Origin of the sequence: Ochrobactrum sp. P6BSIII (genome assembly GCF_014138065.1) — a bacterium.
Lineage (GTDB): Bacteria > Pseudomonadota > Alphaproteobacteria > Rhizobiales > Rhizobiaceae > Brucella.
This window is the reverse complement of sequence record NZ_JACGXB010000005.1, coordinates 216,502-232,407: the sequence shown is the minus strand read 5'-3', so window position 1 is coordinate 232,407 and position 15,906 is coordinate 216,502. Positions and strand designations below refer to the sequence as shown.

Sequence of the window (15,906 nt, the reverse complement as noted above, 5' to 3'; positions counted from 1 at the left end):
GAAACGGGTTTCGGGACAAAGACATTCGTGAAAACAAAAGCTTAAAGCAATATGGTGGGCAGGCGAAGCGCGAGCTTCCGCTTGCCGCTTGATTTATGCCTATCTGACTTCGCGGTCGATATCGCGCCGCAGCACGAAAGCGGTGGTGATGTCGTCGACGATATCATGGGCGGCAACGAGGTCGCGCACGCGGTTCAGATCGTCGATCGTCGCCGCTTCCAGCTCGACAACCAGATCAAGCTGTCCGCTGACTGACGAGACGCGGCGGACTTCCGCATGCTGCGCCAATATGTCGAGAAGCGCCAGAGCGGGCGTGCGTTTCAGGCTTACGAGCAAAATGGCGCGGATGAAATTGGTATCGATCTCGCCGATATCCGCGCGATAGCCGCGAATAACGCCGCTGCGTTCCAGATTCGTGACACGTTCGCTGGTCGCGCTGCGGGACAAGCCGATACGACCGGCCAGTGTCTTCAGCGCGATGCGCGCTTCCTTGGACAGAATTGCCAGTATTTCGCGATCTTTCGCATCAAGTTCCCGCATCGTTACCCTATACGCATGACCGGACATATGCCGGTCTATTCCGACAAAGTGCCGGTTCTTCCGACAGGATACTTGATGCCCGAAAACGCATTGCGTGCCAAGCTTCTGATAAGAAATGTAAACTGGAAACGCACCGTCTATGACCGATCTCTCCCATCCGAACCCGCAGTTTTCCGCAGCCGATGCCGAGAAACTAGCCATTGAAGTCTTTGGCGTCACCGCGACGGCATCACCGCTCGACAGCGAACGAGATCGCAATTTTCGCCTGGAAACCGGAACGGACGCCGACTGGATTTTGAAGATCGTCAATGCCAGCGAGCCGCACGTCGAAAGCGAATTCCAGACCGCACTTCTGCACCATCTTTCCAACGCGGATGCAAAGCTTGCCGTTCCGCAGCTGAAGCCGAGCCTTTCCGGCGATGTGCTTGCATCGGCTGTGGCTACCGGCGGCGAGCGCCACGCCATGAGACTGGTGGGGTGGCTTCCGGGCGTTCCGCTCGCGGAAGTCAAGCGCACATTCGAACTGATGCGTAATCTGGGCCGCTCGCTTGGTGAACTGGATCATGCCTTGCAGGGCTTTATTCATCCGGGCGCCGTGCGCGAACTCGATTGGGATCTGCGCCATGCAGGCCGGGCGCGGACCCGCCTGCATTTCGTCCATGATGCCGACAGGCGTGCGCTGCTTGAACGCTTCATCGTGCGTTTTGAAAACCATGTCGCGCCGAAATTGTCGCGCTTGCGCGCGCAGGTCATCCATAATGACGCGAATGACTGGAATGTGCTGGTCAGCAAGGGCGACCATGAACAGATTGCCGGACTGATCGATTTTGGCGATGCGGTGCACACCGTTCTGATCGCCGAAGTCGCCATTGCCTGCGCCTATTCCATCCTCGATATGGAAGATCCAATCGGCGCGGCGGCAGCACTGGCTGCTGGCTTCCATGAAAAATACCCGCTCAAGACGGAAGAAATCGACCTGCTGTTCGATCTCATCGCCATGCGTCTCGTCACCAGCGTCACTTTCTCGGCTTCGCGCCACGACAAAACGGATGACAATCCATATCTCGCGATCAGCGAGGCACCGGCCTGGCGTCTTCTGGAAAAGATGGACGCGATGAACCCGCGCTTTGCCACTGCTATTTTGCGCAAGGCCTGCGGCTTCGACGCCATTGAAGGCGCGGGTGCGGTTCGCAAATGGATTGCCGATAACAGCAAAACATTTGCGCCGATCGTGCGCCCGGCACCGGCAACCATGACCAAGGCGCTTGTGCCTTATGGCGATGCAACGCATTTCATGACTGTTGCTTCCGCCGAACAGCGCGCCAAGGAAGCGACGGAATGGTGGGATAATTTCTGCGCCGAGAACAACGTCCAGCTTGGTATCGGACCTTGGGGCGAAAAGCGCACTGTCTATACCGACACAGCGTTTGAATCGCGCTTCATCGAAGGGCAGCGCCGCATCCATCATCTGGGCGTCGATCTGTTCATGCCTGCCGGAACGCCGCTTTATACGCCGCTGGCCGCAACCGTCGTCAGTGTCGAAATCGAACGCGAGCCGCTCGGCTATGGCGGTCTGGTCAAGCTTGAGCATCGTCCGGAAGGCTGCCCGCCTTTCGTAACCTTGTGGGGACACATGGCGCATGAGGCGCTTGGTCGTCTCAAGCCGGGTCAGAAGTTGCAGGCTGGCGATCTCGTTGGTCATATGGGTGACATTCACGAGAATGGCGGATGGACCCCGCATCTGCATTTCGAAATGACGACGGATATCAATCTGACGGCAACCGAAATTCTGGGCGTTGGCGAAGCCGCCTATCTCGACGTATGGGCCGATGTCTTCCCGGATGTGGCGGCGCTGGCCGGTATTCCGCCGGAAACCTTCCATCAGGATGGACGCACCCGCGCCGAGATCATCGCGAAGCGCAAGGAAATCCTGCTGCCGAACCTGTCGATTTCCTATTCGGAGCCGATCAAGTTCGTGCGCGGCGACGGGACGTGGCTGATCGACAATTATGGCCGCGCCTATCTCGATTGCTTCAACAATGTCTGCCATCTGGGCCATGCCCATCCGGAAGTTGTGGAAGCCATCGCCCGTCAGGCGGCGCTGCTCAACACGAACACGCGCTATCTGCACGACAATATCGTCGCCTATGCCGAACGGTTGACGGCAACCTTGCCGGAAGGGCTGACGGTTGCGTCCTTTGCCTGCTCGGGCAGTGAAGCAAACAGCCTGATGTTGCGCATGGCGCGCAATCATACGGGACGCAAGGAAGCCATCGTTCTCGACTGGGCCTATCACGGCACCACGCAGGAACTGATTGATCTCAGCCCCTACAAGTACAAGCGGAAGGGCGGCAAGGGACGGCCGGATCACGTCTATGAAGCGGTCATTCCAGACAGCTACCACGCGCCGGAAGACTGGCCGCTCGAGGAGCATGGCAAGCGCTTTGCCGAAAGCATTGCCGAACAGATCGACACCATGCGCAAGCAGGGTTGTGCGCCGGCTTTCTTCTTTGCGGAATCCATTCCGAGTGTCGCTGGTCAGGTGTTCTTGCCGGAAGGCTATCTCAAGGAAGTTTACGCTATGGTTCGTGCGGAAGGCGGACTTTGCGTTGCCGACGAAGTGCAGGTCGGTTTCGGTCGCGTCGGCAGCCATTGGTGGGCGTTTGAAATGCAGGACGTCGTGCCGGATATCGTCACCATGGGCAAGCCGATTGGCAATGGCCACCCCATGTCGGCTGTTGTGACCACCCGCGAAGTTGCAGACAACTTTAATAACGGCATGGAATATTTCAACACCTTCGGCGGCAATCCGGTGTCCTGTGCCGCGGGTCTTGCAGTCATCGATGTGATCGAACGGGACAAGCTGCGCGAGAATGCGCTGAATGTCGGCAACTATCTCATCGACGGTTTCCGCAAGATGCAGCAGCGCTTCGATATTATCGGCGATGTTCGCGGTCAGGGACTGTTCCTGGGTATCGAGCTTGTCACGGATCGCAAGACCAAGGCTCCGGCAACGGCGCTGGCCCGCAAGATCAACGACGGCGCGCGCGAACGCGGCATCCTGATGGGCACCGAGGGTCCGCACGACAACGTGTTGAAGATGCGCCCGTCCATGGTGTTCAACCGCGCCAATGCCGATCATCTGCTCAGCGTTCTCGCTGACAGTTTCGAGGCTGCGTTGAAGTAAAGGCTTCGATATCAGGGCCGGTTTTCAAGGTCGCACCCCCATTCGGTTCGTCGGATGGGAGCGCGGCCTTTTTCGCGCTCGGGGTTCAAGGTATGGCGCTTGTTCTATCGATGAGGGGCGGGACAGCACGTTCATGCTCAACGACGTATTTTCGTCGGGAAAAGCATCTCCTCCGCCGACAATATGCCGGTCAATTCCGGCAATGTGTCGGGTCCGCAGTCATATTGCAGGATGCTTGAAAACAACGCCTGTGCGAAGCTCTGCCGATGAAGGTTGATGGCAAACCATAAGCCTAACAATAAGACCATTCCAGAGGAAAACACAAAGCCATGAATATGAAGCTCAAGACCCTGTTTGCGGCGGGCGCCGTTGCGATTGCAGCCGCTTTTTCAGCCATGCCTGCGCATGCTGACGAGCTGGAAAAGCTGAAGGAAACCGGTGAGTTGCGCGTCGCCATGAGCGGCGCCTATCCGCCCTTCAGCTTCACGAATGCTGATAACCAGGTGGTTGGCTTCGACGCTTCCATCGGAACGGAAATCGCCAATCGTCTGGGCGTGAAGGTCAAGCTCGTGACCACGCCGTTTGACGGCATCATTGCGGGTCTTCTGGCGAAGAAATATGACGCCGTCGTCGCCTCCATGACCATCACGCCGGAACGCGAAAAGGCTGTCGACTTTGTGGGACCCTACTACCATGCGGGCCGCACGGTTGTGGTCAAGGAAGACTCCTCCATCCAGAAGCTTGAAGACCTCAATGGCAAGACCGTTGGCGTGACCATGGGCGATGCCCACGAGAAGTGGGCCAAGGCACAGGGCGACCTCAATGTCCGCACCTATAAGGGTCTGCCGGAAATGCTGATCGATCTCGATGCAGGTCGCATCGATGCGCTTATCATGGACAGCATTCCGGTGAAGATCGCCGTCAAGGAAACCGGCCAGAAGGTCCGCATTCTCGATACGCCGAATATTGAAGGCGGTCGCGAGGCGCTCGGCATTGCCATTCGCAAGAACAATCCGGAACTCAAGGCTGCCATGCAGAAGGCGCTCGACGACATGCTCGCCGATGGCGGCTACGAGAAAATCTCGATGCAGTGGATCGGTAGCGATATTCGCTAAGCCGGCTTTTAATCCGGCCCGGTTTGTCCGGGCCGGCACATGCGATCTTCCGGAGTAGTTTTATGGATCTTGCGTTAATGCGGCACGTCCTCCCGTTTTTTCTGGAGGCGGCATGGGTAACCGTGCAGATTTCCGTGCTTGCTCTCGTGTTGGGATTCGTCATTGCGGGCATTCTGGTCGCCGGACGCCTTTCAAACAGTACTATTTTGCGTTTTCTATCCGGCGCTTATGTCAGCATCTTTCGTGGAACGCCCTGTCTCGTGCAGCTGTTCGTTCTGTATTTCGGCGGCCCGCAGATCGGTCTGGAACTGGAGCCTTATGCGGCTGGTGTGATCGGTCTGGGACTCAATATCGGCGCCTATATGGCCGAGTCCATTCGCGGCGCGATTGCAAGCGTTGACCGGGGGCAGCACGAAGCGGCCCGTTCGATCGGCTTTGGACGCGGACAGACCCTGCGCCTCATCATTCTGCCGCAGGCCGCGCGCCTGATGATCCGCCCGCTCGGTGTGAATGCCGTTGCTCTGGTCAAGGGTTCGGCGCTGGTGTCGACCATTTCCGTGGTTGAACTCACCTATACAGCGCAACGTTTCATCAGCTCGACCTACAAGCCGTTCGAGATTTTCGCGGTTGCTGCGGTCATTTACATGGTCATCGTCTATGTGGTGGCGTCGATTGTCGATCTGCTCGACAAGCGTTTCGCTGCACGCTGAGGGAGGACGCTATGCCAGCTCTCGATTTCAGTATCGTCGCTCCCTATACCGATCTTCTTTTGACCGGACTGTGGTGGACTTTCGTTCTTGCGGTCGCATCCAGCGCGCTGAGCTTTATCCTCGGCATCGCGTTTGCACTGGTTGTGCTTTACGCACCGGCGCTGCTCGCCTATCCGGTCCGCTTCTTCATGTGGCTCTTCATGGGCACGCCGCTGCTTTTGCAGCTCTATCTCATCTATTACGGTCTGGTGCAGATCGGCATTGATATTCCAGCACTGTTTGCCGGCATTCTTGGCCTCAGCCTGCATTTCGCTGTCTATAATGCGGATGTGTTCCGGGCGGGTATTGTCTCGGTCGATCCCGGCCAGATGGAAGGTGCGCGATCCATCGGGCTCAGCCGTGGACAGGCGCTGCGCTATATCATCATCCCGCAGGCCATTCGCAACACCATCCCGCCCATCGGCAACAACATGATCGTGCTGTTGAAAGATACGTCGCTCGTGTCGATCATCGGCATTGCCGAACTGGTTCACAGCGCGCAGATCGCCATCAGTGAAACCTATAGTCCGTTTGAGTTCTATCTGACTGCCGCCGCACTTTATTATGTGGTCAATCTCGTCATGGAAGCGGGCCTGCGGCATATCGAAAGAAAAGTGGAGGTTACGCGATGAGCGCCTTGAAGCCTATGGTTGAAGTTAAGGGCGCCCGCAAAGCCTATGGTGCGCTGGAGGTCCTGAAGGGGATCGATCTTTCGGTATCGCGCGGCCAGATCATTGCGATCATCGGCCCCAGCGGTTCGGGCAAGAGCACATTGCTGCGCTCCATCAATCATCTGGAGACGCTGAATGGTGGCGAGGTCTGGCTGGATGGACTGCAGGTCAACCAGCCGCTCAGTGGGCAGGCTTTTGAAAAGCACATCAACTCGGTGCGTCAGCAGATGGGCATGGTGTTCCAGCACTTCAATCTGTTCCCGCATCTCACCGTGCTCGAAAACATCACGCTGGGACCGACAAAGCTGAAGGGCATGTCGAAATCGGCGGCCCGCGAACTCGCGCTGGAACTGCTCAACAAGGTGGGGCTCGCCAGCAAGGTGGACGTCTACCCGTCGCGCCTGTCCGGCGGCCAGAAGCAGCGCGTCGCCATTGCTCGCGCCTTAGCCATGCAGCCGAAGGTAATGCTGTTCGACGAGGCGACCTCGGCGCTCGATCCGGAACTGGTCGATGAAGTGAATGCGGTCATGAAGCAGCTTGCCGCTGAACACATGACGATGCTGATCGTGACGCATGAAATGCGCTTTGCCGGTGAGGTTGCCGACAGGATCGTGTTTATGGATGGCGGCGTTGTGGTTGAAGAAGGTGCGCCCGCAGACGTGCTGCGCAACCCGCAGCAGGACCGCACACGCGCCTTCCTGAAAAACTATATCGCAGCCTGATCCTCTGCCCGAAATGAAAAGCCCCCGGACTTGAAGAAGTCCGGGGGCTTTGTCTTAGAGCATTTCCAGCAAAAGTGTGTAGCGGTTTTGCGTAGGATAATGCGCAAAACAAATAGATAGAGCGGTTCCACGATTCCGTTTTAACCGGAACCGCTCTGGGAAAGCAGAGCTTGCGGTCAGCTTTCCTTATGCTGTTGCGCGGCCAGTTCTTCGACGCTCATATCCGGCTCGTTACGGGTCTTGTAGAGCGAGTAGAGGACACCGCTTGCGAGAATACCGAGCGTTACCACCAGCGACAGCAGCGTGTTGATGTGGACACCCAGCGGCACCAGGAAAATCTTGATACCGATCAGCACCAGAATGATCGCCAGCGATACCTGAAGATAACGGAAGCGGTTCATGGCGGCGGCAAGTGCGAAATAGAGCGCACGTAGGCCAAGGACGGCGAAGATGTTCGACGTGTAGACGATAAACGTATCCTGCGTGACGGCAAAGACGGCGGGCACAGAGTCGACAGCGAAGATCAGGTCGACGGTTTCAACCATGATCAGGGCGACCGCAAGCGGCGTCAGCCAGGTGACCAGCTTGCCGGTTTTCGGATCGGGCTTCTTGACGGTGAAATTGCGGCCATGCACTTCGCTCGTAATATTGAAGCGCTTGCGGAGGAATTTGAAGACCGCATTCTGCTCGATATCGGGCGTCTCATCCTGATGGCGGAACATCTTGAAGCCGGTGAAGACGAGGAAGGCGCCGAACAGGAACAGGATCCAGTTGAACTCGTGCACCAGTGCCGCGCCCAGTCCGATCAGGATTGCGCGGAAGGCGATGACGCCCAGAATACCCCAGAAAAGCACGCGGTGCTGGTAAAGGCGGGGGATGGCAAGAAAGCCGAAGATCGTTGCGATGACGAACATATTGTCCATCGCAAGGCTCTGCTCGATCAGATAGCCGGTGTAGAATTCAAGGCCTGCCTGCGAGCCGCGTTCCCACCAGACCCAGCCGCCGAAGGCCAATGCGATGAGGACATAGAAACCATAGAGGAGCAGGCTTTCCTTGGCTCCGATTTCATGTTCGTCACGATGCAGAATGCCAAGGTCGAAAACCAGCAAACCCACGACGATCGTGATGAATGCCGCCCAGAAATATACAGGTGTGCCGAGAAAATCGCCCGAAAGGGCTAAAATAAGCGAATCCATCGCCGGACCATCTCCATTTGAACAAGTGGAGCAGCCCCGACATCGCCATAGCGGAAAACCATGACCAGAGGGGCCCGGCGCTGCCTTCTTCAAATGTGTATGTTTTTGTCCCGTTCAAGACCCGGGTGTAAAATTTTTGTGATGAGCCATTCCAGTCTGGAGCTAAGCCGCTCCAGACTGATTTCGTTTGACAGATCAATGCTGTGGCGCTGCGGTCTCTTCCGCGTCCGGTTCCTTGATGCGGAACCAGGCCACGTAAAGCGCTGGCAGGAACAGGAGGGTGATTGCCGTGCCGGCGATAATGCCGCCCATCATCGCATAGGCCATCGGCCCCCAGAACACTTCACGCGCGATGGGGATAAGGGCAAGGCTTGCCGCCGCCGCCGTCAGTGCAATGGGGCGCATACGATGCTGGCTGGCAATCATCACTGCATCCCATGGTTTCATGCCTTCAGTGATGTGTTCCTCAATCTGCACGATCAGGATGACCGAGTTTCGGATCAGGATGCCAATCAGCGCCAGCACGCCCAGAATAGCAACGAAACCAAGCGGTTTGCCGCTCGGCAGAAGCGCTGCAACCACGCCTATCAAGCCGAGGGGCGCAACCGCCACAACAAGGAACAGACGCTGGAAACTTTGCAATTGCAGCATCAGCACAGTCGCCATCACGAACAGCATCAACGGAACAACGGCTGCAATCGGTCCCTGGCTCTTGCCGCTTTCCTCAACCGTGCCTGCTGTCTGGATGTAATAGCCAGCCGGTAGCTTGTCGGCGAAAGCCTTGATGGCAGGACCCAGATCTTTCACGATTGTATCGGGCATCGTCTTGTCGATGATGCCTGCCGCCACAGTGATGGTCGGGATGCGCGACCGCCGATAGATGACGGGTTGCTCAAGCTCGTAACGGAAATTGGCGATAGATGCGAGCGGCACGGAAGTGCCGTTGCCCGTCGCAATCTGCAGGCTCTGCAAAGTGTCGATGGAATCGCGTTCGTGCTTTTGCGCGCGCACGATGACATCGATCAGATAGATCGAATCCCGCACCTGCGTAACGGTAATGCCGCCGACGACACCGTTGAGAGTCGTGGCAATATCCTTGGACGAAATGCCAAGCTTGCGCGCCTTGTCCTGCATGACATCGACGCGGATCACGCGACCGGGTTCGTTCCAGTTATAGTTCACCACGCCGAGCCGTTGATCGGCACTGAGAATACCGGCAAAATCCTGCGCTATGCCGCGCAGTTTCTGAATGTCAGGGCCGGAAATGCGGTATTGCACGGGGCGTCCGACCGGCGGTCCAAGCTCCAGAAATTTCACGTAAACGTCGGTGCCGACATAATCCTTGCGGAAGACTTCATCGAACTTGGCTTTCAAGCGATCACGCGCTTCGACATCCTTGGCGACGACGACCATCTGACCGAAATAAGGATTGTTCGGCTGCACGTCGAAGGAAAGAATGAAGCGGATCGCGCTTTGCCCGACATAGGTGCTCCAATGCTCGATATCGGGATTATCCTTCAACATCGTTTGTTCGAAACGCTCCATCTGCGCCCGCGTTTCGGCGATGGAGCTGTTTTGCGGCAAGGTCCAGTCGAGAACCAGTTCCGGACGATCCGATTGCGGGAAGAACTGCTGTTCGATGAAGCGCATCCCGAAAACCGAAACCGCAAACAGGAGGATCGTGGTGACGATGGTCACCCAACGATAGCGCATCGCCAACAATAGCGCCCTGGAAAAGGCCTCAAAGAAGCGGCTGCGCTTTTCCGCATGGGGCTTCATTTTCTTGGGCAGGAAGGTGACGCCGAGCAGCGGCGCAAACAGCACCGCGACAATCCATGAAACCACAAGCGAGACGGCGATCACCACAAAGAGTGTAAAGGTATATTCGCCAGCCTGACTGGAATTGAGGCCGATTGGAATGAAGCCCGCAATGGTCACAAGCGTGCCGGTCAACATCGGAAATGCAGTATGCGAATAAACGTAAGTTGCAGCCTTGTTGATCGGATCGCCGAATTCCAGTCGCGCCACCATCATTTCGACGGCAATCATGGCGTCATCGACCAGAAGCCCGAGTGCGATGATGAGCGCGCCAAGCGACACACGCTGGAGCGAAATATCCAGAAGCGACATCGACAGGAAGGTGATTGCAAGCACAAGCGGGATCGAGAGCGACACCACGAAACCGGCGCGCAAGCCAAGGCTTACAAAGCTGACCGCAAGCACGATGACCACGGCTTCGAACAGCGCGCTGGTGAAGCCGGAAACGGCTTCCTTCACGACATGCGGCTGGTCGGCCACCTTGAATACCTTGACGCCGACCGGCAGTTCCGCCGTCACCTGCTGCATCATCTTGTCGAGCGCTGCACCAAATTCGAGCAGATTGCCGTTCGGCTTCATGCCGATGCCAAGCCCGATGGAATCTGCGCCATTGACGCGGAAGATGGATGTTGGCGGATCGACATAGCCGCGCGTGATGGTCGCGACATCGGAAAGGCGGAAGAACCGGTCATTGACACGCAGATTGACTGCGCGCAGATCGGCTTCGGAATTGAACTGGCCGCTGACGCGGACACTGATCCGTTCCGGTCCTGCCTGTACGACGCCGGAGGGCGTTATTGCGTTCTGGTCCTGCAAGGCTTGCAGCACGGCTTGCTGATCGAGACCGAGCGCCGCCACCTGCCGCGTCGAGAATTCGAGATAGATCGCTTCGTCCTGCGCGCCGATCAGCTCGACCTTACCGGCATTGGGCAGCGTCAAAATCTTGGCGCGCACGTCTTCGGCATAGTCGCGCAGCTGCCGCATCGACAGACCGTCGGCGGTGAAGGCGAAGATATTGCCGAAAACATCGCCGAACTTATCGTTGTAATAAGGCCCGTAGACGCCGCTCGGCAGGTCCGGCTTGATGTCGTCCAGCATATGGCGGACTTCGTTCCAGGCGTCGGTGACCTGTCGTTTGCGCACCGTATCCTTGAGGAAGACGAAGACAACCGACTGGCCCGCAGTGGTGACACTGCGCGTATAATCCAGCGTGTCGAGTTCCTCGAGTTTCTTCTCGATGCGGTCGGTCACCTGATTGAGCGTTTCCTCAACCGACGCGCCCGGCCAGTTGGCCTGCACCACCATCGTCTTGACGGTAAACTCCGGGTCTTCTTCGCGACCGAGATCGAGATAGGATACGAAGCCCGCGACCAGAAATACGAGCATGAAATACCAGACCAGCGATCTGTGGTTCAAAGCCCAGTCGGACAGATTGAATCCCTTTTTCACAGGCCAGTTCCTTTCTGGTCCAGACGGACTTTCTGTCCTTCTTTCAACTCATGTACGCCGGCTATCGCCACATAGCTTCCGACATCGACGCCACCGGCGACGAAATTGCTGCCCTGCCGTTCGATGACCTGAACATCGTGCAGCGAAACGGTCTGCTTGTCGGGATCGATGATCCAGATGCTTGTCTTGCCACTATCCTCGCGCAAAGCCTGGATCGGCAGCCGCACCAGATTTTTTTCCGGCGTTGCCAGAGCCGCCCGAATGGTCGCGCCAAGGCGGAAACCGTCGGGCGGATTTTCGATCGCAATTCTCACCCGGCGGCTGCGCGTCTGCGCATCGGCCTGCGGGGCCACTTCTCGCACGGTGCCTGCACCGGTCACTGACGGGTCGGCCTGAAGCTGCACATTGAAAGCAGCGCCGGGCGCAAAATACTGGGTCATACTGTCGGGAATATCGACCACGGCTTCGCGAATGTCCGGGCGCGCCACCGTCATCACGGCCTGACCCGCGGACACGACCTGTCCAACCTCGGCATTGGTTGCCGAAATCACCCCGTCATAGTCGGGGCGCAACACGGCATAGCTGCGCTGGTCCTGCGCCTTTTTCAGCCCGGCGCGGGCCTTTTCCAGATTGGCGTTGGCACTGTCGCGCGCCTGTCTGGCAGCATCGTAATCGGCCTGGGAAACATTGTTGCCTTGCAGCAAAATACGCTGCCGTTCTTCACTGGCCGAGGCATTGGCAAATTGCGCCTCGGCGCTTGCAAGATCGGCCTTTGCCGACTGGATCGCCAGATCGAGCGTCGACGGATCGAGCGTTGCGACGGTTTCACCCTTCTGCACCAGATCGCCCACCTGTACCGGGCGGGTGATAATGCGCCCGAGCACGCGGAAGGCGAGGTCGGTCGAATAACGCGGCTCGATCGTACCGGCAAAACCGGCCTGCGTGGCGGGCCTTGGTTCGACAACCATGTAGAGAACCGGGCGGACGGGTTCAGCCTTGGCGTCGCCTTCATCGCTCTTGCCGCAGGCAGCAAGCGCAATGGTGGCCATCAGGACGGCGGCGCGCATGAAGGGCAGGGTAACGGGCTTTCGGATATCTCGCGTCATTGCGCAACCGCCCCTTCCTGCGTCTGCATGATTTCGGTCGGCTCACCCGAACGCAGCATCTGTGCGCCCTTCGTGACGATCAGTTCGCCGTCGTTCAGGCCGCTATCCACGATCACCCGTTCCTTTTCATAGGAAAGCACGGTGATCGGCACCAATGTTGCGACATTCGTATCTCCAGCCACCCGCCACACGGCGGCGTGCCCGGCGTCGGAGGTCATGGCGCTCCATGGCAGGACGATGACCTGACGGTTCTCCATATGCACTGTTCCGGTTACAGTCGCGCCCAGCGCCATCTGGGGCGGGGTGTGCGCGATGCCGACCTTGACCCTGACTGTGCCCGTCTGTGCGTCGACGACGGGAGAAATTTCGCGGATTTGACCTTCGGCAACCACTGAAGCGTCCGACAGAAGCGCGATTGTTACGCCCATGCCGTCCTTGGCATGGTTCACCAGCGTTTCCTGCACGTCGAAGACGGCATCGCGGGGGCCATCTTCAGCAATGGAAAATGCCGTCTGGGCGGCCTGTATCACCTGACCCGCCTCGATGTTGCGCGCTGTCACGACACCGGAAACCGGGGCGCGCAGTTCGGTATAGGACAGCTGATCGCGCGCGTCGCTCAGCTGGCTTTCGGCGCTCGCCAGCGTGCTTTGCGCGGTTTGCAGGGTCTGGTTTGCCTGATCATAGGTGCTGCGGGTCGTGAAACCCTGAGCCAGCAGCGCCTTCTGGCGTTTGAAATTCGCATCCGCCTGAACGAGCTGTGCTTGCGCTGCATCCTTCGATGCCTGGGCGACACGCAGATTTGCCTGCTGTTCGGCATCGTCGATGCGGGCGATCAGCTCGCCCTTTTCGACATGCTGGCCGATCTCTGTCTTGCGCTCCACAACCTGCCCGCCAAGCCGGAACGATGTGTTGACCAGCGAACGGGCTTCGATCGCACCGGACAGCGTCAATTTAGGTTGATAATCGCTTGCCGCGACTTTCATCACCGCAACCGCAACCACATTGCGGGAATCGGCATGGGCTGGAACGACAAATGTCATTGCCGACATGCAGAATGCAAAAGCAGCCGTGGTTCCGAATATGACGCTTCGTCCGGAGCGGAGGAAACGGAAGGAAGGTTTTGCAATCATTGAACGATCCCGGTGGTTCGCATGTCCGGGAGAATGCAATCAAACGGGTTTCAACGAAAGCTTATTTTTTTACGTTTGCGTCAAATTAATTCGGTAGCGGGCTTCGCTCAGGCGCCGCTACAGGCACGGGGGCGTTCTCCATTGGCGAGCCGTTGTTCGATTGCCTCTATGACCGGAAGGAGATCGGCAACCGTATCGATGATGTAGTCGGGCTGGTGCCGGGAAAGAACGGCAGATGCCTTTTCGCGAAGCGCGTTTTTTTCGGCTTCGCTCATTTTGGCCAGTTCGTCCGGCGTGACGCCCGCTTCGTTGCCGCTCAGCGACACGCCCACTGTCCAGCATCCGGCTTCCCGTCCTTCGTCTATCCCGACGCCGGTATCGTCAACCTTGACGACAGCATGCGCTGGCCAGACATCGAGATCGAGAAAGCACTGGTACATGTTCATCGGGGTTGGGCGGCCGTGCGGCAAATCTCCGGCGCAGACCAGATTGTCGGTTTCATACCCTTGCGCCTTGGCAAGCGGCAGGACGCGCTCCATGATCGAGCGGGTGTAGCCGGTCGTGGAGCCGATCTTGAGGCCGCGTTCGCGCAATGCGCGGGCCGTTTCTACGGCACCCGGCACCAGATCAGCATATTGATCGACGACCTTTTCGTTAAGCGGAACGAACACATCGTAGACGGCCTGAATGTCGGCCTGTGTCGGTGCGTGGCCGTGGTGTGCTTCCCATGCGGCATGAATGCGCGGCTGCGCCAGCATGGCTTCGATGTGATCCCATTTCGGACGGCCCATGGGTTCGCGCGCCTCGGCAATCGAAACCTCAATGCCGAATTGCGCGAATGCTTCCACAAACACACCCATTGGCGCGAAGGAACCGAAGTCGATGACCGTGCCCGCCCAATCGAACACGACTGCTTTGAGATGTCCCATGACTGCTCCGTTTCTATGCGTAGAGTGAATTGACGACCTGCTCACCGAGCGCAAAGCCTGTCGAAGCGCCGGTTCCGCCTGTGACCATGACGAGGCGGATATTGTCGGCGGGTTCGTCAACCATGACCACGCGGTCGCTGGCCGAAGCATAGGTTCCGCACCAGCGCCCGATGACCTCGCGACCCGGCAGATCGAATATCTGGTCGAAGGCTTCCATGATCAGCGTATCGAAGCGTTCCTGTGCGAAAGGTTCGGGGGCATTGCCATAGACATGGCTGTCGCCCACCACCAGCGAACCGTCGGCGGATTGCACGGCGATCAGATGAATGCCACCGCGGCGCATTTCGCCAAGTTCGGCATCAAGACGGTCACAGAGCGCTTTGGCTTCCGGCAGATCGGCAAAGCCATCATAGCGGCCAAAGCTCAAGTCAGACATGACGGCCGCGCCGAAACGCGCTGCTTGGGCTGGCATGACGCGCAGCATCTGCAACGTGCAGATGCGCAGATCATAGGCGGCGATGCGTTCTGGAAACAAAGTTGAAAAATCGTCGCCGGGGCACACAACTGTGGCTTCCGCTTCGATGACGCCCCGACTGGTGGCAATTTTGTTGCCATCAATGACATTGACGGCGGTGTTCCAGTGGAAGGTGACGCCGTGGCGGCGTTCCAGCCACGCGGCAATTTTCGGGATGGCGTCGCGCGATTCGACGCGCAGTTCATGCGGGCTGAAGAGCGCGCTGCGCATCCCATCGGCGCGGATTGACGGCACATGTTCCAGTGCTTCGCCGGGTGTCAGCCTGCGGCAGTCTTCACCCATCGGCGTTTTCAGAAAAGCATCCAGCACGGTTTCCGCTTCTTCGCGGTAAGCAGGCATGACCAATCCGCGATGGATGATCTCAATACCCGCATCGTCGGCGATTTCGGCCCAGATATCGCGGGCGCGCCGCGCACGTGCCCAGTGATCGCCAGCCTTCTGGCCGGATATGGTGACGAAGCCAAAATTGCGGATCGATGCGCCGACAGCCTTGGCATTGCGCTCGACAACAACGACCTTCTTGCCTTTTCGGGCTGCGGCAAGCGCGGTGGAAAGGCCGACAATGCCCGCGCCGACAACCAAAAGATCGTATGTATTCTTCATCTGGGTTCTGTCCTCACCGAAACACATATCCTGCCATGGCTGATAGATATTTCAGTTTGATGACGGTCGACATGTGATGAGGCGGACGACAGAAAGTCTTGGGGGAAAGTAAGAAGGGGTGTGACCGACGAAATTACGTCACGAAACCGTCATGAG

The 15,906-nt window shown here is 58.0% G+C and carries 12 protein-coding genes; 5 read left to right on the top strand and 7 right to left on the bottom strand.

What is annotated here, in order from left to right:
- Positions 1–99: 99 nt before the first annotated feature.
- Positions 100–540 carry an Lrp/AsnC family transcriptional regulator gene (locus tag FHW00_RS09215; RefSeq protein ID WP_078338226.1) on the bottom strand — a complete coding sequence of 147 codons (441 nt, stop codon included), beginning with the start codon at positions 538–540 and terminating at the stop codon, positions 100–102.
- Positions 541–679: 139 nt separating this feature from the next.
- On the opposite strand from FHW00_RS09215, the gene FHW00_RS09210 reads away from it, so the two are divergent.
- From FHW00_RS09210 to FHW00_RS09190, 5 genes are all read left to right on the top strand, one after another.
- On the top strand, positions 680–3,727 hold the full coding sequence (locus tag FHW00_RS09210) for an aminotransferase class III-fold pyridoxal phosphate-dependent enzyme (protein ID WP_078338227.1): 3,048 nt from the start codon (positions 680–682) through the stop codon (positions 3,725–3,727).
- A gap of 329 nt (positions 3,728–4,056) precedes the next feature.
- Positions 4,057–4,842, top strand: a complete 786-nt coding sequence (locus FHW00_RS09205; protein WP_078338228.1) for an ABC transporter substrate-binding protein — start codon at positions 4,057–4,059, stop codon at positions 4,840–4,842.
- Positions 4,843–4,904: 62 nt separating this feature from the next.
- Complete coding sequence (locus tag FHW00_RS09200) at positions 4,905–5,552, top strand: amino acid ABC transporter permease (protein ID WP_078338229.1); 648 nt, start codon at positions 4,905–4,907, stop codon at positions 5,550–5,552.
- Positions 5,553–5,563: 11 nt separating this feature from the next.
- A complete protein-coding gene (locus tag FHW00_RS09195; RefSeq protein ID WP_078338230.1) occupies positions 5,564–6,223 on the top strand; it encodes an amino acid ABC transporter permease in 660 nt (219 codons plus the stop codon).
- Positions 6,220–6,984 carry an amino acid ABC transporter ATP-binding protein gene (locus tag FHW00_RS09190; RefSeq protein WP_078338231.1) on the top strand — a complete coding sequence of 255 codons (765 nt, stop codon included), beginning with the start codon at positions 6,220–6,222 and terminating at the stop codon, positions 6,982–6,984. Before FHW00_RS09195 ends, FHW00_RS09190 begins: the two co-directional genes overlap by 4 nt.
- A 176-nt stretch (positions 6,985–7,160) precedes the next feature.
- Here FHW00_RS09190 and FHW00_RS09185 read toward each other — a convergent pair whose 3' ends face one another.
- From FHW00_RS09185 to FHW00_RS09160, 6 genes are all read right to left on the bottom strand, one after another.
- Entirely contained in the window at positions 7,161–8,180 is a 1,020-nt protein-coding gene (locus FHW00_RS09185) for a TerC family protein (protein WP_078338232.1), read from the bottom strand.
- Between the two features lie 195 nt (positions 8,181–8,375).
- On the bottom strand, positions 8,376–11,447 hold the full coding sequence (locus FHW00_RS09180; protein ID WP_078338233.1) for an efflux RND transporter permease subunit: 3,072 nt from the start codon (positions 11,445–11,447) through the stop codon (positions 8,376–8,378).
- Positions 11,444–12,514 (bottom strand): efflux RND transporter periplasmic adaptor subunit, encoded by a 1,071-nt coding sequence (locus FHW00_RS09175; protein WP_078338409.1) that lies wholly within the window; start codon positions 12,512–12,514, stop codon positions 11,444–11,446. The genes FHW00_RS09180 and FHW00_RS09175 overlap by 4 nt, the downstream gene beginning before the upstream one ends.
- A 35-nt stretch (positions 12,515–12,549) precedes the next feature.
- The gene (locus FHW00_RS09170; protein ID WP_440631213.1) at positions 12,550–13,602 is read right to left on the bottom strand and encodes an efflux RND transporter periplasmic adaptor subunit; all 1,053 of its coding nucleotides are present in this window, start codon (positions 13,600–13,602) and stop codon (positions 12,550–12,552) included.
- A 188-nt stretch (positions 13,603–13,790) separates the two neighbouring features.
- Positions 13,791–14,612 (bottom strand): phosphonoacetaldehyde hydrolase, encoded by an 822-nt coding sequence (gene phnX, locus FHW00_RS09165; RefSeq protein WP_078338235.1) that lies wholly within the window; start codon positions 14,610–14,612, stop codon positions 13,791–13,793.
- Between the two features lie 13 nt (positions 14,613–14,625).
- Positions 14,626–15,750 (bottom strand): TIGR03364 family FAD-dependent oxidoreductase, encoded by a 1,125-nt coding sequence (locus tag FHW00_RS09160; protein ID WP_078338236.1) that lies wholly within the window; start codon positions 15,748–15,750, stop codon positions 14,626–14,628.
- Positions 15,751–15,906: the final 156 nt, after the last annotated feature.